Annotated in this window: 16 protein-coding genes; 14 read left to right on the forward strand and 2 right to left on the reverse strand. The window is 38.7% G+C overall.

Annotation, left to right across the window (positions count from 1 at the left end; translation table 11 throughout):
* Positions 1 to 2: 2 nt before the first annotated feature.
* From H7254_RS21505 to bglX, 13 genes are all read left to right on the forward strand, one after another.
* Entirely contained in the window at positions 3 to 176 is a 174-nt protein-coding gene (locus tag H7254_RS21505; protein WP_367875440.1) for a FecR domain-containing protein, read from the forward strand.
* Positions 177 to 292: 116 nt separating this feature from the next.
* Positions 293 to 3628 (forward strand): TonB-dependent receptor, encoded by a 3336-nt coding sequence (locus H7254_RS11095; RefSeq protein ID WP_301933028.1) that lies wholly within the window; start codon positions 293 to 295, stop codon positions 3626 to 3628.
* An 11-nt stretch (positions 3629 to 3639) separates the two neighbouring features.
* Positions 3640 to 5202 carry a RagB/SusD family nutrient uptake outer membrane protein gene (locus H7254_RS11100; RefSeq protein WP_301933029.1) on the forward strand — a complete coding sequence of 521 codons (1563 nt, stop codon included), beginning with the start codon at positions 3640 to 3642 and terminating at the stop codon, positions 5200 to 5202.
* A 34-nt stretch (positions 5203 to 5236) separates the two neighbouring features.
* Positions 5237 to 6142: a LamG-like jellyroll fold domain-containing protein gene (locus tag H7254_RS11105; protein ID WP_301933030.1), complete on the forward strand. Its 906-nt coding sequence runs from the start codon at positions 5237 to 5239 to the stop codon at positions 6140 to 6142.
* Positions 6143 to 6256: 114 nt separating this feature from the next.
* Positions 6257 to 7225 carry an Ig-like domain-containing protein gene (locus H7254_RS11110; protein WP_301933031.1) on the forward strand — a complete coding sequence of 323 codons (969 nt, stop codon included), beginning with the start codon at positions 6257 to 6259 and terminating at the stop codon, positions 7223 to 7225.
* A 47-nt stretch (positions 7226 to 7272) separates the two neighbouring features.
* Complete coding sequence (locus tag H7254_RS11115; RefSeq protein ID WP_301933032.1) at positions 7273 to 7929, forward strand: glucoamylase family protein; 657 nt, start codon at positions 7273 to 7275, stop codon at positions 7927 to 7929.
* 84 nt (positions 7930 to 8013) lie between these two features.
* The gene (locus H7254_RS11120) at positions 8014 to 9363 is read left to right on the forward strand and encodes a glucoamylase family protein (RefSeq protein ID WP_301933033.1); all 1350 of its coding nucleotides are present in this window, start codon (positions 8014 to 8016) and stop codon (positions 9361 to 9363) included.
* A gap of 361 nt (positions 9364 to 9724) precedes the next feature.
* Complete coding sequence (locus H7254_RS11125) at positions 9725 to 9889, forward strand: hypothetical protein (RefSeq protein ID WP_301933034.1); 165 nt, start codon at positions 9725 to 9727, stop codon at positions 9887 to 9889.
* A gap of 160 nt (positions 9890 to 10049) precedes the next feature.
* The gene (locus tag H7254_RS11130) at positions 10050 to 10877 is read left to right on the forward strand and encodes a phytanoyl-CoA dioxygenase family protein (RefSeq protein ID WP_301933035.1); all 828 of its coding nucleotides are present in this window, start codon (positions 10050 to 10052) and stop codon (positions 10875 to 10877) included.
* 10 nt (positions 10878 to 10887) lie between these two features.
* Entirely contained in the window at positions 10888 to 11328 is a 441-nt protein-coding gene (locus tag H7254_RS11135) for a DoxX family membrane protein (protein ID WP_301933036.1), read from the forward strand.
* 349 nt (positions 11329 to 11677) lie between these two features.
* Positions 11678 to 11890 carry a hypothetical protein gene (locus tag H7254_RS11140; protein ID WP_301933037.1) on the forward strand — a complete coding sequence of 71 codons (213 nt, stop codon included), beginning with the start codon at positions 11678 to 11680 and terminating at the stop codon, positions 11888 to 11890.
* 433 nt (positions 11891 to 12323) lie between these two features.
* On the forward strand, positions 12324 to 13007 hold the full coding sequence (locus tag H7254_RS11145; protein ID WP_301933038.1) for a GDSL-type esterase/lipase family protein: 684 nt from the start codon (positions 12324 to 12326) through the stop codon (positions 13005 to 13007).
* A gap of 14 nt (positions 13008 to 13021) precedes the next feature.
* On the forward strand, positions 13022 to 15310 hold the full coding sequence (bglX, locus tag H7254_RS11150; protein ID WP_301933039.1) for a beta-glucosidase BglX: 2289 nt from the start codon (positions 13022 to 13024) through the stop codon (positions 15308 to 15310).
* 223 nt (positions 15311 to 15533) lie between these two features.
* On the opposite strand, the gene H7254_RS11155 is transcribed toward bglX, so the two are convergent.
* The gene (locus H7254_RS11155) at positions 15534 to 16085 is read right to left on the reverse strand and encodes a YqgE/AlgH family protein (protein WP_301933040.1); all 552 of its coding nucleotides are present in this window, start codon (positions 16083 to 16085) and stop codon (positions 15534 to 15536) included.
* 148 nt (positions 16086 to 16233) lie between these two features.
* On the opposite strand from H7254_RS11155, the gene H7254_RS11160 reads away from it, so the two are divergent.
* Positions 16234 to 17559 (forward strand): sensor histidine kinase KdpD, encoded by a 1326-nt coding sequence (locus H7254_RS11160; RefSeq protein ID WP_301933041.1) that lies wholly within the window; start codon positions 16234 to 16236, stop codon positions 17557 to 17559.
* Between the two features lie 25 nt (positions 17560 to 17584).
* Here H7254_RS11160 and H7254_RS11165 read toward each other — a convergent pair whose 3' ends face one another.
* Positions 17585 to 18004 carry a clan AA aspartic protease gene (locus tag H7254_RS11165; protein ID WP_301933042.1) on the reverse strand — a complete coding sequence of 140 codons (420 nt, stop codon included), beginning with the start codon at positions 18002 to 18004 and terminating at the stop codon, positions 17585 to 17587.
* Positions 18005 to 19476: the final 1472 nt, after the last annotated feature.

Here is a 19476-nt window from a genome sequence, read left to right on the forward strand (position 1 = left end):
TAATTGTATTTGCTGATGAAAAATTAAAGCAGGAGCCACTTACCGCTACATTTAAAAAAGAAACCCTCCAGGAAGCCCTGCTCGCATTGCAACTAACAACAAGGTTTAATTATAAAACAGACAATGATACCATCACCCTTTTAAAAACAAAAAATTATGTAAAAATTAAAAGATAAAAAAACGGGAAATGTTGACGCATTTCCCGAATTTAAAACGGCTAACACGGAAAATTTGAAAAACGCTTAAGTGGATCAAACCTTCTTTTTGTATACATTAACCAAAAGACAAACATATGAAAAAAAACAAACGGCTGCATGCTTTGGGCAACCGAAGCAAATTTAAAATTGTGCTGATTATGAAATTGATTACTCCTTTGCTGCTCATTTTTATGCTGCAATTTTCTGTTTCTGCCCACAGCCAGAACAAAATAACGGTAATTTTTAAAAATACTGAACTTTCCAAAGCAATCACGCTGATAGAGTCTAAAACCGATTACAGGTTTGTGTACAACAACAATCTTATACCAGGCTATAAAAAAATTGATGCCAGCTTTAGGGAAGCAGATTTGCCGGAAGTTATGATTACTTTATTGAGCGGTACAGGATTAAGTTATCAGATGATGAAAGACAATCTGGTAGTATTGTTTAAGGCGGAGGATAACAAGGCGCAGGCTGATGTAAAAGTATCTGGTAAGGTAACGGATGAAAACGATAGCCCGCTCGCAGGTGCCAGTGTAAAGGTAAAGGGAGGTTCCAAAGGTGTATCAACGACCACAACAGGCGAATACGCTCTAACGGTTCCCGATAATGCAACGCTTGTTGTTAGTTATGTGGGTTATGAAACAAAAGAAGTAGTGGTGGGCGTCCGCACCGAAATCAATGTTCAATTAAGTCAGTCAATAAAAGTGAGCGACCAGGTAGTAGTTATAGGCTATGGCACTCAACGGCGCAAAGATCTTACGGGATCTGTTGCATCGGTTTCCGGTTCGGAGTTGGCGAAGCAACCGGTTTTAACGCCTACAGAGGCTTTGCAGGGTAAAGTTGCGGGAGTGCAAATAATTAGTTCTGGCCAGCCAAACTCGTTGCCCACAGTAAGGGTAAGGGGAACTGGTTCTATGCTTGGAGGTGCCAATCCATTGTATGTTGTAGATGGCATAATTACGGATGACATAAGAAATATCAATTCAGCCGACATCGTAAGTTTTGATGTTTTAAAAGATGCATCCGCCACCGCTATTTATGGAATGCGGGCAGCCAATGGAGTTTTAATCATCACCACTAAAAAAGGCAGGGTAGGTAAACTGATTGTAAGTTACGATGCAAGTTTGGGCGTTAAAGAAGCATCACATTTGGTAAATATGGCGGGCCCTCACCAGTATGCCAATTATTTAAACGAAGCAAGCGTGTATTATGGAAGTGGTGATAGTCTGGTACCTGCATCCAAATTGGCATCAGGGTATAATACTGATTGGTTTGATGCGATATTAAGAAGAGGCCTGTGGCAAAACCACAACGTGTCTTTATCTGGCGGCAGTGATAAAATCACTTACTTTTTAAGTGCCGGATATATTGGCGAAGAGGGAATTGTAAAAACAAACAAGTTCGACAGGTTTACATTAAGATCGAACAACGATTATAAAATAAGCAATGCCATAAAAGTTTCCACGCTTATATCTTATAGCAGGGCCAACCTTCGTGATATTGATTTGGGCGTGTTTAACAACGCCTATCGTGCAGCCCCGTATGTTGCTTCTAAATTGGGCGACCTGTACGGCAACACTTCATTGTCTAATAATGTGAGCAATCCCTTACTGGCCCTGGATAAAAATTACAGTGGCGGACTGGATAACCGTTTGCAAAGCACTATTTCTATCGACATAAAACCTGTTAAATGGTTAACCTTCCGGTCTAGCTTTGGCAGCGATCTGGATTTTTACAACAACCAGGCTTATGCCTATAAATATGCCAATACCGGCGACAACAGTGTGTTTATAGATAAGGGTGGTAACGAAATAAGACCAAAAAGTTCTTTGTCAGTTACACGCAATAACGCCACCCGCTGGGTATGGGACAATACGGTTACTGCTCAAAAATCTTTCGGTAAACATAACATCACTTTACTGGCAGGAACAACGGCCGAAGAATATACTTTTAACTCACTGTTGGGCAGCAGGTCGGATGTACCCGAAGACAGAAATCAATGGTATTTAGGAACCGGAACTTCCGCTACGGTAAACAATGATAATACAGGCGATAAATACCGGCGCAATTCTTACCTGGGCAGGCTCAATTATAATTTTGATGGCAGGTATTTACTGACTGCTGCCATCAGGGCAGATGGCACTTCAAAATTTGCGGCAGGCAATCATTGGGGATATTTTCCTTCAATAGGCGTTGGCTGGAACATAGCCAGGGAAGCGTTTATGGCCGATCAGAAAATATTTGACAATCTTAAAATCCGCGGCAGTTATGGCAAGGTAGGTAACGACCAGATTGGTTCAAATACTTACCTCAACATTGCCACCATTAATGCTCCTTACTTTTTTGGACAAAGTCCCGTACAGAATTACGGCATCAATTTTACTCAGTTGCCTGATCCAAATGTAAGATGGGAAACAACCAAAGAGTATGATTTTGGTGTTGATTTTTCGTTGCTAAAAAGCAGGCTTTCCGGTGAAGTGGATTATTATAAAAAAGAAGTGGATAATGCGTTGATCAACATCAAAATTCCAGGTACGTTGCCGGATGCAGATGGACAATATACCACCAACGCAGCCAGCTTTGTAAACAAGGGTATTGAAGTGGCACTAAACTGGCGTGACAATATCAGTAAAGAATTTACTTATAACATCGGCGTGAATGCGGCTTTTAATCAAAATAAAATTATTGGCTTAAAAGGCGGACAGGCATTACAGGATGGAGGTAACAGCCAGGGCTTTACAACAAAATCAGATAATGGCGTACCGATTGGTAGTTTCTACCTGTTGCAGGCAGAAGGTACATTTAAAAATGCAGCGGAAATTGCAGCGTCTGCACAACCCGATGCACGACCTGGTGATTTGAAGTACAAAGACATCAGTGGACCGGGTGGCAAGCCCGATGGTAAAATTGATGACTACGACCGGGCATATTCAGGATCGTATCAACCCAAGGTTACTTTCGGATTAAATGGTGGCATATCCTACGAAAGTTTTGATCTGAATTTTGGAGCTTATGGAACTGCAGGTGGTAAAATTTACAATGGTAAAAAACAATCAACCGGGGCAGACCAACGGGACAATATTGAAGCCGACATTGCTAATAAAAGGTGGACGCCTAATAACGCCAGCAGCAATGTGCCAAGAGCAACCCTTACGCAACTTCCAAACTCTACTTACTTTTTAGAGAAGGGCGATTTCTTAAGAATAAATAATATTACCATTGGATATACGCTTGCACAAAGTTTTTTAGCCAGATATAAAATCTCCAAACTAAGGATATATGCCACTGCGCAAAATCTGGCTACCATCACTAATTATTCAGGATTTTCTCCGGAAGTTCCTGGTGCAAATCCGCTAAATGCAGGCATCGAACTTAACTCTTATCCTTCTACCAGAACGTATGCTTTCGGTATCAATCTATCATTCTAATAATAAATGTTATGAACTACAAAATATTAATTTTTATTTCGGTAACAACATTGCTTATTGCAAGCAGTTGCAAAAAGAGCTTTCTTGATGTTCCCGCACAGGGGCAGATTGATGAAGCGGCTGTATTAAAAGATCCAACTGCTGCGCAAAATCTGGTAACCGGTGTGTACAATTCGCTTTACCAGGGCGGTTTTGGTAATAATACCGTAGGCTTTTTATATTACGTAACAGTGGACGAAGCGTCTGATGATGCAGACCCAGGCAGTGTTCCGGGCGATAATTCACAGGGCGAACTGATCGATAATTTTACTGTAACTCCTAACAGTTTCTTTTTCGATAATCTTTGGAAAGGTTATTATGTTGGCATTAACCAGGCAAACAAGGGGCTGGAGATTTTAGATAAAGCAACTTTCGATGCAGCAACTGTCAGCCGGCTAAAAGGAGAATTAAGTTATATCCGTGGTCTGTATTACTTCAACCTGGTACGTTTGTTTGGTGGGGTTCCTAAAATAACGAGGGTGCCCGGCGTGGCAGATTTTAATTCAGATTCGTTGGTGACCAAAGTTTCAAAAGAAGAAATTTATACCTTAATCATCAGCGATCTTCAGTTTGCGGTAGACAATTTACCCACAAAAGGAAATGCAAATACAACAGTGGGGCGTGCCAGCAAAGGTGCAGCCGAAGGCTTGCTGGCAAAGGTTTACATGTACCAGCAGGGCTGGCAAAAAGTGTATGACCTTACCTCAGATGTAATAGGCTCTGGCTTATATTCTCTTGTAACAGATAAAGGAGATACCTTAACCGATTACAATGTAATTTTTAGAGAGAAACCTGTAAATGGCGCTGGTGGAAACAATAATTCCGAATCTTTATTTGAAGTGCAGACTGGAGTGAATATAGGCGAAAATGCAGTGAGCCCTTTATACAGTAATGGCCAGGGCCCGAGAGGAAAAGGCGGCTGGGATGATTTGGGTTTTGGCTGGAATTCACCCAGCCTTGATTTGGCAACTTCTTATGAGCCAGGCGATACCCGCAAAGCAGGAACCATCATTTTTATTCAACCTACGGCAAACCCCAATGGCCCGGGAAATTTCGGTACCACCCTTTGGGATGGCTTTAGAATACCTTCATTGGATTCTGTGGTAAACCCACGATATAACTACAAGGGATATGCAAGTTCTACGGCAGAATCGCCGCAGTTGTCGGGTAGTAAAGACTCCAAGCCAAAGAACATACGAATTATGCGCTATGCGGAGGTATTATTAATGAATGCGGAAGCAGCTGTTAAATTAGGTAAAACCGGGGATGCACTCACGGCTATCAACCGCGTAAGAAACAGGGCTGGCTTGCCATCATTGGCAACGGTAACCTTAAATGACGTTTGGAAGGAAAGGCGTTCTGAACTGGCAATGGAACAGGATAGGTTTTTTGACCTGGTAAGACAGGGAAGGGCAGGCACTGTGCTGAGAGCATTGGGAAAAGGTTTTGTAGATGGAAAGAATGAAATATTTCCAATACCACAGGCAGAGATTGATTTAAGCAACAAAAAGCTTATCCAGAATCCCCAGTATTGATAAATTTTTATTAAATGAATTCAAAAAATTAACAATGAAAAAATACAATTTAATAATAGTAACAGCTTTGTTTGTAACAGGTAGTTTTTTAGCCTGTACAAAAGCTGATTACAATGATACTGTTACCAAAGGCGATCCGCCACCTGTACCCGGCGGGTTTGTAAATTCCAGCGAAGTAGCAGCTTCCAGTTTATTAGCCTATTGGAATTTCGATGATAGCAAAGCCGAAACCAAGTCAAAAAAAACGCCGCTGGTGGATTCTAATTCAAGTTTTGTTGCAGGTTTAAAAGGGCGGGCACTGCAACTTAATAAAGGTTACTTATTATATCCTACCATTGATGCATTGAATAGTACCAATGCTTTAGCAAGTTGCTCGGTAAGTTTGTGGATTAAGGTGGTAAACAATGGTTCAACATTCTCCGAGTTTTTTACGTTGGCAAGGGATACCACAAAGGAAAATGATTGGTTAAATATTTTAAATGTAGGGGTCGAAACAGGGCATGCTTCCGGTGATGCAAATATGGATCTGCATACCTGGATAGGCACTTACCCGGCCGGTACAAGAAATGGCGCTGATAATATCAACGACTATGGTGCGGTGGGTGTAGACTATCAAACAGTACCCAATTCGGGTAACTGGATTCATTATGTAATGCGGTACGACGCGTCTACTGAAAACATTGACTTGTATGCGAACAGCATAAGAGTCTCAAACAATAATTTTCGGCATAGAGGTGGGTTTGGTCCAATTGTATCTCCAACTCCAACGCAGGTTGTACTCGGTGGTTTCTCTAATACCTCTACTCATTTTCCTCTTTCATCTACGCTTGGTTTTCATGGATTGTTGAACGGCGCTATGGATGAATTAAGGGTTTATAGTAAGGCACTAACCGATGTGGAAATATCTGCCTTGTACCAACTTGAAAAACAAGGAAGGTAAATTAATGTTGTAAAAAGGTTTATCATTTTCAATATCAATTTTAAAAGAGGTTGCCTGGTTTAATCATTACTAAGCAGCCTCTTTCTATTGTCAGCTTTCAATAAATTATTTATTATGATGCGTTGCATTCATTGCATGTATATCTTCTTTTTGTTATCAGCCGCAGGGATAAGTTGTAAAAAAGCAAGCGACAATCCTCAGCCAACTCCTGTAATAGAAACATTTAAACTAATTACTGCAACCATCAATTCAAATGCAGCAACGCCACAAAATGGCGTGAATGTTTTGCCGATAATAAAAGTAATATTTACCGCGGCGATGGATCGGAATACGGTAGTCAATGGCATAGTGTTATCTCAAAGCAATGGAACTGTTGTTGCATTAAATGCTTCTTATCAAAATAATGACAGCGTATTAATTCTTCAGCCAGTAATCGCTTTGGCGTTTATTACAAAATATATATTGTCTGTAAACAGCACATTGAAGTCAAAGAAAAATACCGCCTTATCAACGCCTGCTGTCATTAACTTTATTACACAAATAGATTCCAGTGATAAGTTTCCTGTCATTGGTGACAGCGCCTTGCTGGACAAAGTGCAAAAACAAACGTTTAAATATTTTTGGGATTTTGGACACCCGGTTTCCGGCATGGCCAGGGAAAGAAACACTAGTGGTGATTTGGTAACTACAGGTGGAACAGGCTTTGGTATCATGGCAATTGTAGCTGCTGTTAACCGAAAATTTATTTCACGGGTAGCGGGAGTTACCCGGGTATTGAAGATCACTGATTTTTTAACTAATAGCTGTACGCAGTACCACGGTGCTTTTGCACATTGGATAAATGGTGCATCCGGCGCTACCATTCCTTTTAGTACCGATGATGATGGAGCGGACCTCGTGGAAACTTCTTACCTGATGCAGGGACTATTAACAGCAAGGCAATATTTTAACACGGCCGATATAACAGAAACTGATTTGCGAAACAAGATAAATATTTTATGGAATGGCGTTGACTGGAACTGGTTTCGCCAGGGAGCCAGAATGTTTTATACTGGCATTGGAGCCCAAACAAAGCATGGATAATTAATGCACAAATAAGCGGCTGGAATGAAGCTTTGATAACGTATGTAATGGCGGCAGCTTCAGTAAATAACAGTATCCCTAAAGCAGTGTATGACAGTGGCTGGGCAAGAAATGGTGCAATGAAAAATAACAATACTTTTTTCGGCTACGTTTTACCGTTAGGTCCAAATATTGGCGGACCGCTCTTTTTTGAGCACTATTCTTTTTTGGGTATTAATCCCCGGGGCTTAAAAGATAATTATGCAGACTACCAAACGCAAACGATTAACCACACCCTTATTAATTACGAATACTGTAAGGCCAACCCCAAACAATATTACGGTTATAGCAGCCAGTGCTGGGGATTAACAGCCAGCGATACACCCAACAACGGTTACAATGCCAATGCGCCCGACAACGACATAGGCGTAATTACACCAACTGCCGCCATTTCTTCGCTGCCATATACACCTACGCAATCAATGGCTGCATTGCATTTTTTTTATTATAAACTCGGCGATAAAATGTGGGGCGATTATGGATTTTATGATGCCTTCAGTTTACAGGATGCCTGGTTTGCAAATTCTACACTGGCCATTGACCAGGGTCCGGCTATTGTGATGATAGAAAATTACAGAACAAGTTTGTTGTGGAATCTTTTTACCAGTTGTCCTGAAGTAAAGCAGGGGCTTATAAAGCTCGGTTTCACGGCGCCTTATCTTTAACCACGATAGTAAAGACAGGCAGAAAAATAATTCGTATTTTACTTATTCGATTTGCTGATAACCTTTAAAAAACTACATTGCCAGATGATTAAAATAAAAATAAATCTTTCCCTTACCGTTGCAGTATTGATGTTCAGTATTTGCTGTAATGCCCAAAAAATAAAACAACGGCAGCAGCCAGCGGTTGTAACCCGGCAGGTAAATTTATCAGACAGTGCTTTGCTGGATGTGGTGCAGCAGCAAACTTTTAAATATTTCTGGGACTTTGCACATCCGGTAAGTGGTATGGCAAGGGAACGAAGCAATGTGGCTTACAATTATGGCGAAGAAGTAACCACTACTGGCGGCACAGGTTTTGGTGTAATGGCTATAATTGTTGCTACTGAGAGAAAATGGATCAGCAGGGATACTGCGGCAAAACGGATGCTGAAACTCGTTAATTTTTTAACAAAAGCAGATAGTTATCATGGCGTATTTCCACATTGGCTAAATGGAGCAACGGGAAAAACAATTCCTTTTAGCCGTAAAGATGATGGGGCAGATTTAGTGGAAACTTCTTATTTATTTCAGGGTTTATTATGCGTACGACAATATTTTAATGGTACAAATAATACCGAAACCGAGCTTAGAAATAAGATTAGCTGGATGTGGAACGACATAGAATGGAACTGGTTTACAAAGGGCGGCGAAGAAGTGTTGTACTGGCACTGGAGCCCCAACAATGGCTGGGCGATGAATTTTCCGGTACGTGGTTTTAATGAATGCCTGATTATGTATGTGCTGGCAGCAAGTGCCGAACTTTATCCGGTTACTAGTGCCGTATATCATCATGGCTGGGCACAAAGTATTTTCTTTAAAAATGGTAAAACATTTTATGGCTACAAATTACCATTGGGCTTTGATTATGGAGGCCCGCTTTTCTTCTCGCAATATTCTTTTATGGGCCTTAATCCGCATGGTTTAAAAGATGAATATGCTGATTACTGGGAGCAGAATCAAAATCACACCCTGATCAATCATGCCTACTGTGTTGACAATCCAAAAGCGTTTAAAGGGTATGGCGAAAATTGCTGGGGACTTACGGCTTCAGATACTTACGATGGTTACAATGCCTACTCGCCCACCAATGATGAAGGAACCATTACGCCTACGGCTGCATTAAGTGCATTCCCCTATACACCTGAGTTTTCAATGAAAGCGTTAAAGCATTTTTATTATGACCTGGGCGATAAAATATGGAGCCCCTACGGTTTTACAGATGCTTTTAACGAAACAAAAAACTGGTATGCACAAAGCCATCTGGCCATAGACCAGGGACCTATTATCGTAATGATAGAAAATTATCGCAGCGGTTTATTGTGGAAATTATTTATGGGTTGTCCCGAAATAAAACAAGGCTTAAAAAAGCTTGGATTTACTGAGCCTGCGTTGTAAAATATAACCAGTGCTGTAAATTTTTATCTAACAAAATAAAAAGCTTTTATTTATTGCGGATGCATAGCACCCTGCATTGATGTAGATTTGAGAGAGAAAAGCCTAACGATTGTCATCGTGATTTTCTTTTTACCAGGAACAGAGGGATAAAAAACGGATACCAAAATTTTTCAAGATTGATTTATTGCCATGCAAAAAAATAATTATTCTGCCTTTCTTTATGGATTGCGTAAGTAGCCTGTTGGTCAAAAAATTAATTTCAAAGATGAACATTCGGATAGTGTAAATCCGATTGGCATTGTAAAAATATTCCTGACACTACGTTGTTTGAAATTGCACAACGCCAAACCTTTCGTAACTTTTGACACTATTAACATCCGTAAGCGGCCTTGCAAGCGAAAGAGAAGGCGCAGAGTTTACATTATCTTACTGGGATTATATCAATGAAGCGTGGGATAAACTCAATTTAAGTAAAAATTTTTTGATCGCTAAGGTTCTGCTTTCAGCACAACCGGCTGTTCAATGACAAAACCGATGTATAAACTTAATGAATGTGCTTGCTAATGTGGGTGATAAGAATTACTTAATATTATTACAGTAAAAAGAATGGGCTTCCATTTAAAAAATAACCACCTTCACTCTTTGAGAAAAAAATAATTGATCAACATTCAATAAAAATTTGAACCATGTCAAACTTTAAATTAACAACCGGACAAATCGCCGCCTATCACCAGGATGGCTATATCATTGTAAAGAATTTTCTTAGTAAAGAAGAAATAGAAAAATTGTATGGAATTGTAACAGGAGATGATACCATGAAAAATCATGCCTTCGACCTGAATGACCAGTCGGGTAAAAAAACTAAACTTGCGCTCTGGTATACACCCGGTAATGATGCGTATGGCCTGCTCACTAAAAGCGAACGCTTGGTGCATTCTGTTGATCAGTTGATGGAAGAAACAACCCCGGTATGTCATTTTCACAGCAAGCTGATGCAGAAGGAACCAAGGGTAGGCGGTGCATGGGAATGGCACCAGGATTATGGTTACTGGTACAAAAATGAATTCCTGTTTCCCAACCAGATGATTTCTGTAATGATTGCCATAACAGAAGCCAATAAAGAAAATGGTTGTCTGCAGGTTATAAAAGGTACGCATAAAATGGGCCGCATTGAGCATGGTTTTGCAGGAGAGCAGATAGGAGCTTCGCAGCATTATATTGATCTTGTTTTAAAAACAAGGGAATTGATTTATGTAGAAATACAACCTGGCGATGCATTGTATTTTCATCCAAATTTATTGCATCGGTCTGAAGCTAATTTATCCGACAAACCAAGATGGTCATTGATTTCAGTGTACAACAGAAGTGGCAACATACCTTACAATGAGCCATCCCAATCTGCCACGGTACCTTTACAAATAGTTGCTGATGAATCCCTGCAGCAGTGGTACGCAAATGGTTTGCAGGAGTCGGCCAATTTTTTGCAAAAAGAAAATGACATGGCCTTAAAATAAATTGATTACTATGAAGAAACTACTATCTCCTTTACAGTCTAATACCAAAACAATCGTTGCTTTACTTCGCATCATCGTTGGTGCAATGATAGTGTATCATGGTGCCGATGTTTTTAACGAAGAACAAATGAAAGAATACGCACAATGGGATAATTTTAAAAATGAATCCTATCCATCCCTGTTGCCATACATTGGTAAGTCAGCCGAATTTTTAAGCGGTGTATTGTTGTTGCTTGGATTGTTTACGAGGGTAGCGGCAGCAATGATGATCATCATTATGTGTTATGTCACTTTTAAAATCGGTCATGGCAAATTCTGGTACGAAGATCAGCATGCATTTATGTTTGTGTTATTTGGCCTGCTTTTCTTTTTTATTGGTCCAGGAAAATGGAGCATTGATCACATAGTTTTTAAACCAAGAGATAGATATACGTCATACAAAAAATTATGATTCGATCTTCACTATTTTAATTTGGTATTATTGCCGCAGTTTATCTCAATTTTTCGGGACTACGTTCAAAAGCAGTATCGCTATTTAGCATTGGCTCCCTGTGCATGGTGTACCATAATTCCTCACAGTATAAACAGCAAACCTATTGCAACCCAACTAATATAAAGTATGGCTATACGGCCATTGCTAATTTTAGCGAATGAGGAGTAGCATGGTGCAACGCCGTGGCAGTAATTGTAACTTGCAGGCAGTCCCGTTTTTTGTTTAGCTTCAGATAGCGGGGTTATTGGTGTAGCCGCGACATGCTGAATTGAAAATGTTTTTCAAAAAAAATTTCTTCGTTTATGGAATGGTGGTGTATACAATGAATTATGTATACAAGCAACGGGCTTACCTGAAGTGTAAACCGTTGAACAATGCCTTTGCTTATAATATTACCATGGTATCGATCCTTAAAAATTATACTTGTATTGCGGTGCATGATTTTTATGAATACTGGTTAAAAATAATGGACAACCAACATGATTATTATTTTTATATCGAAGCCATTAATGAAAAATAAGGTGTCACAAAAAACTGTTGCTAAAAAAGCAGAATAAAAATTGCCCCGAAAGTACGAAACACGCTATGTTTGCTTTCAAAAAAGTTACGCTACTGGTTGTAAGTAATAAAGAAGCGATGTGGTAGACGGATGAAAACACTAAAAAAGCAATATCAAAATTTTTCCTGGTAAAACAAGTAGGGTGCTTTTGTGTTACATCCGGTATAAACAGATGCGGTAGGAAAGTATATTGAAAACCAGTATACAAATTAAGATTAAAAAAAATATCCGGATGGGTTTCGGTATTTCTTACGAAGTGGGATGTAACGAAAGATGAGCGGTTCGGGCAGGATGAACGCTAACTGTGGCAATCTCCAGGGAAGTACTCAGGCATATTGTTTACCGCCTTGCACGGCTTATAAAACGATTTATTTTTTTTAAAACGAAATAATATATGAAAAATGAATTTTGCTCAGGAAGTTATAAAATCATCTTCTTTATTGCTGCATGGTGTTGTTTTAATCCGGCCCAAGCACAAACAGAACCATTCTATAGTGATATTCAATCCTTCAAAAAACAGGACAGTGCTCATTTTCCAGCAAAGAATGCCATTCTTTTTGTAGGTAGTTCTTCTTTTACTAAATGGACGGATGTACAAAATTACTTTCCGCAGTATACTATCATCAACCGGGGTTTCGGCGGCTCATCCCTGCCAGATGTAATTCATTTTGCCAACGATATTATAATCCCTTATCGGCCAAAACAAATTGTAATTTATTGCGGAGAAAATGACCTGGCCGGTGTTGATACAGCAGTAAACGGAAAAGTAGTACTCGGTCGGTTTAAGCAATTGTTTATGCTGATAAGAAAGCAGCTTCCCAAAGTTCCCATTGCTTTTGTTTCGATGAAGCCAAGTCCCAGCAGGCAGCATTTGTTGCCTAAAATGATAGAGGGTAATTCACTAATAAAAAAATATCTTGCCAAACAAAAAAATACGGCCTACATAGACGTATACCACAAAATGTTTAAGCCGGATGGTACAGTAATGAATGATATTTTTAGAGAAGATAAGTTACACATGAATGCAAAAGGATATGCCATCTGGCAAAAAGTGATTGCACCTTTTTTACTGAAATAATAAAATACGCTATTATGAAATTGTTTACAAAAGTTCTGACAATAGTTATACTTTTTGTCTCATTACAAACAACTGGCCAAACTACGGATGCTGTTAAAATGAAAACCTTCATTGATGCATTGATGAAGAAAATGACGCTGGATGAAAAACTGGGCCAGTTAAATTTACCAGGTTCAGGCGACATTGTTACAGGTCATGCAGCTAATTCTGATTTAGGAAAAAAAATCCGGGAAGGAAAAGTTGGTGGTCTTTTCAACATTAAATCAGTTGCAAAAATTAAGGCTGTACAAAAAGTAGCAGTGGAAGAAAGCCGCCTAAAAATTCCTATGATGTTTGGTATGGATGTTATTCATGGTTATCAGACAACCTTTCCCATTCCTTTGGGAATGTCTTGTATCTGGGATATGGATCTTGTGGAAAAAGCCGCCCGCATTGCAGCAACTGAAGCCAGTGCCGATGGCATTTGCTGGACCTTTAGCCCGATGGTTGACATCAGCCGTGATCCGCGCTGGGGAAGGATTTCGGAGGGAAATGGAGAGGATACTTATCTGGGTTCAACAATAGCCGCCGCAATGGTAAAAGGATACCAGGGCAATGATCTTTCAAAGAACAATACCATTATGGCCTGTGTAAAACATTTTGCCCTTTATGGAGCCGCAGAAGCGGGCCGTGATTACAATACTACCGATATGAGCCGGGTAAGAATGTACAATGAATACCTGCCTCCTTACAAGGCTGCAGTAGATGCAGGTGCAGGAAGTGTGATGGCATCTTTCAATGAAGTGGACGGCATACCAGCTACCGCCAGTAAATTTTTAATGACAGATGTACTGCGCAATCAATGGGGTTTTAAGGGATTTGTAGTAACGGATTATACCGGTATTAATGAAATGATGGATCATGGTATGGGCGATCTGCAAAAGGTTGCTTCACTGGCTTTAAATGCCGGTATTGATATGGACATGGTGGGAGAAGGATTTTTAACGACGTTGAAAAAATCGCTTTCAGAAAAAAAAGTTACACAACAGCAAATTGATATTGCCTGCCGCCTGATACTGGAAGCAAAATATAAACTGGGTTTGTTTGATGATCCATACAAGTATTGCAACGAACAACGTGCAGCAACAGAAATTTTTACACCCGCTAATAGAAAGGCTGCTAAAGAAATTGCGGAAGAAAGTTTTGTATTATTAAAAAATAAAAATGGCTTGTTACCCATCAGAAAAAGTGGAACTATTGCTTTGATTGGCCCGTTGGCAGATGCAAAAGAAAATATGTCCGGCACCTGGAGTGTTGCAACAGATATGTCTACACCCATTTCTGTTTTACAGGGACTAAAAAATGCAGTGGGCGGCAACGCAAAAATATTGTATGCCAAAGGATCTAACCTGGATGCAGACAGCATGTTTGAACAAAGAGCAACGGTATTTGGAAAAACCTTACACAGGGATAGCCGGTCAAATGAAGTAATTTTAAAAGAAGCACTCGACATCGCTAATCAGGCAGATGTTATTGTTGCGGCAGTAGGCGAATCTGCAGAAATGAGTGGAGAATCTGCCAGTCGTTCTGAAATAGGTATTCCAAAAATTCAACAGGATTTACTGGCGGCATTGTTAAAAACCGGCAAGCCGGTGGTACTGGTTTTGTTTACCGGCAGGCCGCTAACCTTGCAATGGGAAAACGAGCAGGTACCGGCTATTTTAAATGTATGGTTTAGCGGAACCGAAGCCGGTGATGCCATTGCAGATGTATTGTTTGGCAATGTAAATCCTTCGGGAAAACTGAGTACTACATTTCCACAGAATGTTGGGCAGATACCACTTTACTATAACCATAAAAATACCGGACGTCCGCTGCCGGAGGGCAAATGGTTTCAGAAATTCCGTTCCAATTATTTAGATGTTTCCAACGATCCATTGTTTCCTTTCGGTTATGGCTTAAGTTATACCACGTTTACTTACAGCGATATTGCTTTAAGCAGTAATTTCCTCAAAGGCAATCAAACCATTACTGCCACAGTAACAATAACCAATGCAGGCAATGTAGCGGGCAAAGAAGTAGTGCAGTTATACACCAGGCAGCTGGTGGGGTCCATCACCCGGCCGGTAAAGGAATTAAAGGGATTTCAAAAAATTGCATTAAGGGCAGGAGAGTCAAAAAAAGTAACCTTTACCATCAGCAATAAAGACCTTAAATTTTACAACAGCGATTTAAAATATGTTGCAGAGCCAGGTAATTATAAACTGTTTATCGGTGGTAACAGCAGGGATGTAAAAGAGGCGGATTTTAAATTGGAATTATAACAGCCAGGGCTAAAAAATTTTATTGCCTGCACCAATATTTTTGGATGAGCAGGCTGCATTTGTAGCCCTTCATTTTATATTTAATTACAGTGGGTGGTTTATTACAAGCAGCAGTGTAATTTAAAATACCGCTAATTTTTATTTGATGTTTCTGTTAGTTCTTTAAGGATTGTTACACAAAATAATAGGAGTGTACCTGCATAATAAAATATAGAATACTAACTCAATTCAGCAATGGATCAGTAGGAAAATTAATCATCATTTCATAATCACCACCCAAATGTTTAAGGCTGTCTTTCCAGATATCGTCCGGCTGGGGATGAAAAATTAAATTACGCGTAGCTGATACTGTTAGCCAGCTTTTTTCTTTCAGTTCGGTATCCAGCTGTCCATCGCTCCACCCGCTGTATCCAATAAAAAACCGTACTTTACTAAAATCCAGTTCCTGATTTTTTACCATTTTAGAAAGCTTTTCAAAATTACCACCCCAGTAAACACCTTTCATTATTTCCATGCCGCCAGGCACCTGCTCGGGATATTGATGTAAAAAGTGAATGGTATCCATTTGTACCGGACCTCCATAATAAACTGGTATCGGAAATCCATCAAAACCGGTCATCAGTTCATCCAGTGTTTGTTCAAACTGTTTGTTCAATACAAATCCAAAACTACCCTTTTGCCGGTGCTCGCAAATTAAAATAACTGTCCGCATAAAATTCGGATCTTTTAAAAAGGGGTCTGCAATTAATAATATGCCTGCTGCTGGTGAAATCATGTTTGTAAAATAATTCAATTATTTTATTTTACCGAAATAATCAACCCCTAATTTTTGGAAATGTTGATAGTTCTAAAACCTTCGTTAAATTTACCCTTTGCAACTTTTTAACCGGCATAAAGCCCGGCACTAATTTACTTTTGTAAGTATGAAGAAAAATTTCCCCGTTATTACTGTTTTAATATTGCTCTCACTGCTGGGTATTATTTTTTTTCAGATACTATGGATTAAAGGTTCTCTAAAATCGGAGGCACAAAAATTTAAAGAACATGTAACCATGGCTACTTACCAGGCTTCGGTAGACCTGATGATTGAAAAAGGAAATTTAATGCCGTTGACAAAAAAAGGTGGTTTCATATTTCCCAGCGAAAGATTACAACGGGAGATTTATAAACCTTCCATAACCCAACGTTATTCCAGGGATGAGATTAGGGATATAATTCATAAAGCATTTACTAAACAAAATCTTGAAAAAATTCCCTTTGAATTTGCTATCAGCTCTACCTCACTGATTGGAGATGAAATTCAATCTGATAATTTTTACAAACTCTACAGCGACTCTGCCAATAATAATCCTATTGTCCTGCCGCTTGAATCACCTCCGGGAAGTTTGTCAGAGGGAATATCTCCATCAGAATTATTGATTTTAATTGTGCCACATGCCAAAAGTTTTATCTGGCAGTCTATGACCTGGTTTATTATTGGCGCCGTTGTTTTTACCATCATTATTATTTGTGCATTTTTTATTACCGTAAGGGCACTGATAAAACAGAAAAAGCTCAGCGAAATAAAATCTGATTTCATTAATAATATGACGCATGAATTTAAAACGCCACTGGCAACAATTTCGCTGGCAGTGGATGCGTTAAAAAATGAAAAGGTAATTAATGACCGGGAGAAAATGAATTATTTTACCGGTATTATAAAAGAAGAAAACAAGCGCATGAACAAACAGGTGGAAACCATACTGCAGGCGGCTTTGCTGGATAAGCAGGAAGTGCAGTTGAACCTGAAAAAGCTACATGCGCATGATTTAATAACCAGTGCGTTAAACAATATTAATTTGCAGGTAGACGAAAAGAAAGGACGGTTAGAAGTGAACCTTGCAGCAACAAACGATGTATTGATGGCGGACGATGTACATTTTACCAACCTGGTAAGTAACCTGTTGGATAATGCTGTAAAATACTCAAAAGATGACCTCCGGATAAAGATCACTACACAAACTGCGGGCAATACATTCAAAATAAAAATAGAAGACAATGGCATTGGGATGAACAAAGAAACCGTTGCAAGAATCTTCGAAAAATTTTACCGGGCGCATACTGGTAACCTGCACAATGTAAAAGGTTTTGGCCTTGGATTAAGTTACGTAAAAACAATGGTGGAAGCACATCGCGGCAGCATAAAGGCAGAAAGTATTCTGGGCAAAGGAACTTCCTTTTTACTGAGTTTTCCGCTGGCAAAAATTTAGAGATATTGACAGAATAGAAGCGGGTCTATTTTAATTTCATCTGCGCAAAATAGGGGTGCTCAGGGTTTACAATTAATTCCTGTCGTAGAGGGTGAATGAGTACATCCATGTCTTCTAATGGAATTACTCCTAATAAAGGTTCATTGTCACCACTCAGCACCATAGCATTACAAACTGTTTTTCTATTTTTAAATCTAATTTGTATTGGGCCAACTACATCATATTCTTCAATATGCCCGTTTGCCAATTGAGCTTTTCGTTTTTCAACAAAAGGCAACTGTAGTTGTTGTTGAATGTTTTCGTTGATGCATAAATTATAAGCTCCGGAATCTACCAGCATTTTTACAAACATTCGTTTTACTTCCTCTTCACCAATTATAAAACGGCGCGCCAATCCAATATCTTCGGCATTTATCAATTCTATTTCTGCATACACAAGTCCCATGGTATTTAATTTATAAGATAAAGGTAAAATATATTCTAACTATTTCAACTTGTTAATCACTACTGGTTGTTTTGAAGTAGATGTTCTATCTACTTAATTTTTATTTGTAATCGTTATTCAAAATTTTATTAGTGAATCGTTTTTTTTCTGTACGATTACGTGTTGTTCTTTCTTATTAAAATTAGCTGTTACATGCAACTCGCCAAATAATCCCATTGCTATCGGGTTCACGCCGAATGTACCTGCTATTGTAATGATGCGTTCGATATCAATCAGCCGGGTTTTCTTTTTTCTATTAAGCTGTACGTATTTTGGCTTATGTGTAGTATGCTGTCATATCATATTCGGTAAGCTTATTTGCAAGTAGAAGGGCTTAAATTTAGAGGAGTTAAATAAAGGGGGGACGATTATTGGGCAGGATAAATATAGGTAACCTCCATAAGAATCAGTAAGCTCGTTTGACAATAACACTTCATTAATCCAATCTTATACGCTCAATTAAATAACCCATAGCATTTTTAAATATCAAAATAAATAGTTCTCTAAATCAAATATAATTAAAATGGATTTTGCTAATACTTTTATGGAACAACTAAATCATGAATTTCCTTCATTGAAAATAAAAAAGATAGTTACCAATAAAATTATGATTAGTGAGAGCGGTCTGTACTCTATAAGATTATCTTTTAACGGAAATTCTATTTTTTTAAATTCTGTTTTGAAGTGGGGCATATTAACATATTTTATTAACCGAAGAACAGACGAAGATATTAGTATTTTTAAAAGCAAGATTATTGATTTTCTAAAAAAACACGATTATAATTATTCAATTCTTCAAAAGAATTTTCACTAATAATACAGTTCTTGGATTCAAATCTTCACCCAATATCAAATCTGCCCTGTCAATGCGTATTTTTTAGTTTCTTAATTATCATGCAACCTTATTTTTCCATTTTCTGGTAAGCTGTATTTTGGTAGCGTTCAAGTTTCTGCCTTTTCATCCTTGATAATATTATTTGAAAGATTCAGGCCATTTGATTTTGGAATATTATAATCAATAATATGTGCAGTGTTTGGGTATAGATAATTTTGATACAATATCAAAAAATCCTATGGGAACTATCGGAATGACATGGCTTAAAATCTTTCTCATTTTATTTACAAATACCAAAAAATATTTTTTCATCCTACAACATTGTGTAAGGTTTTGGGCACCCATTCCCATTGAATTTTATTTTCCTTAGATATTATGGAATAACTTCCTTTCTTATCAAAAAAAGTAATGCACAGGTTATACACCAGTATTAACAGATAATACACGTACCGTACCCGGTAAAACCGCCTCAAATCCACATTCCTGCCCGATTTAAGCATGTGGAAAAAAATGTTTTCTGTTTAATTGAATAAGGAGTGGGAAAAAGTGTTATTTTGTGTGAATATTATTTATTCAAATATAATTCAGCTATAAATGA

Source organism: Ferruginibacter sp. (assembly GCF_014377975.1).
GTDB lineage: Bacteria > Bacteroidota > Bacteroidia > Chitinophagales > Chitinophagaceae > Ferruginibacter.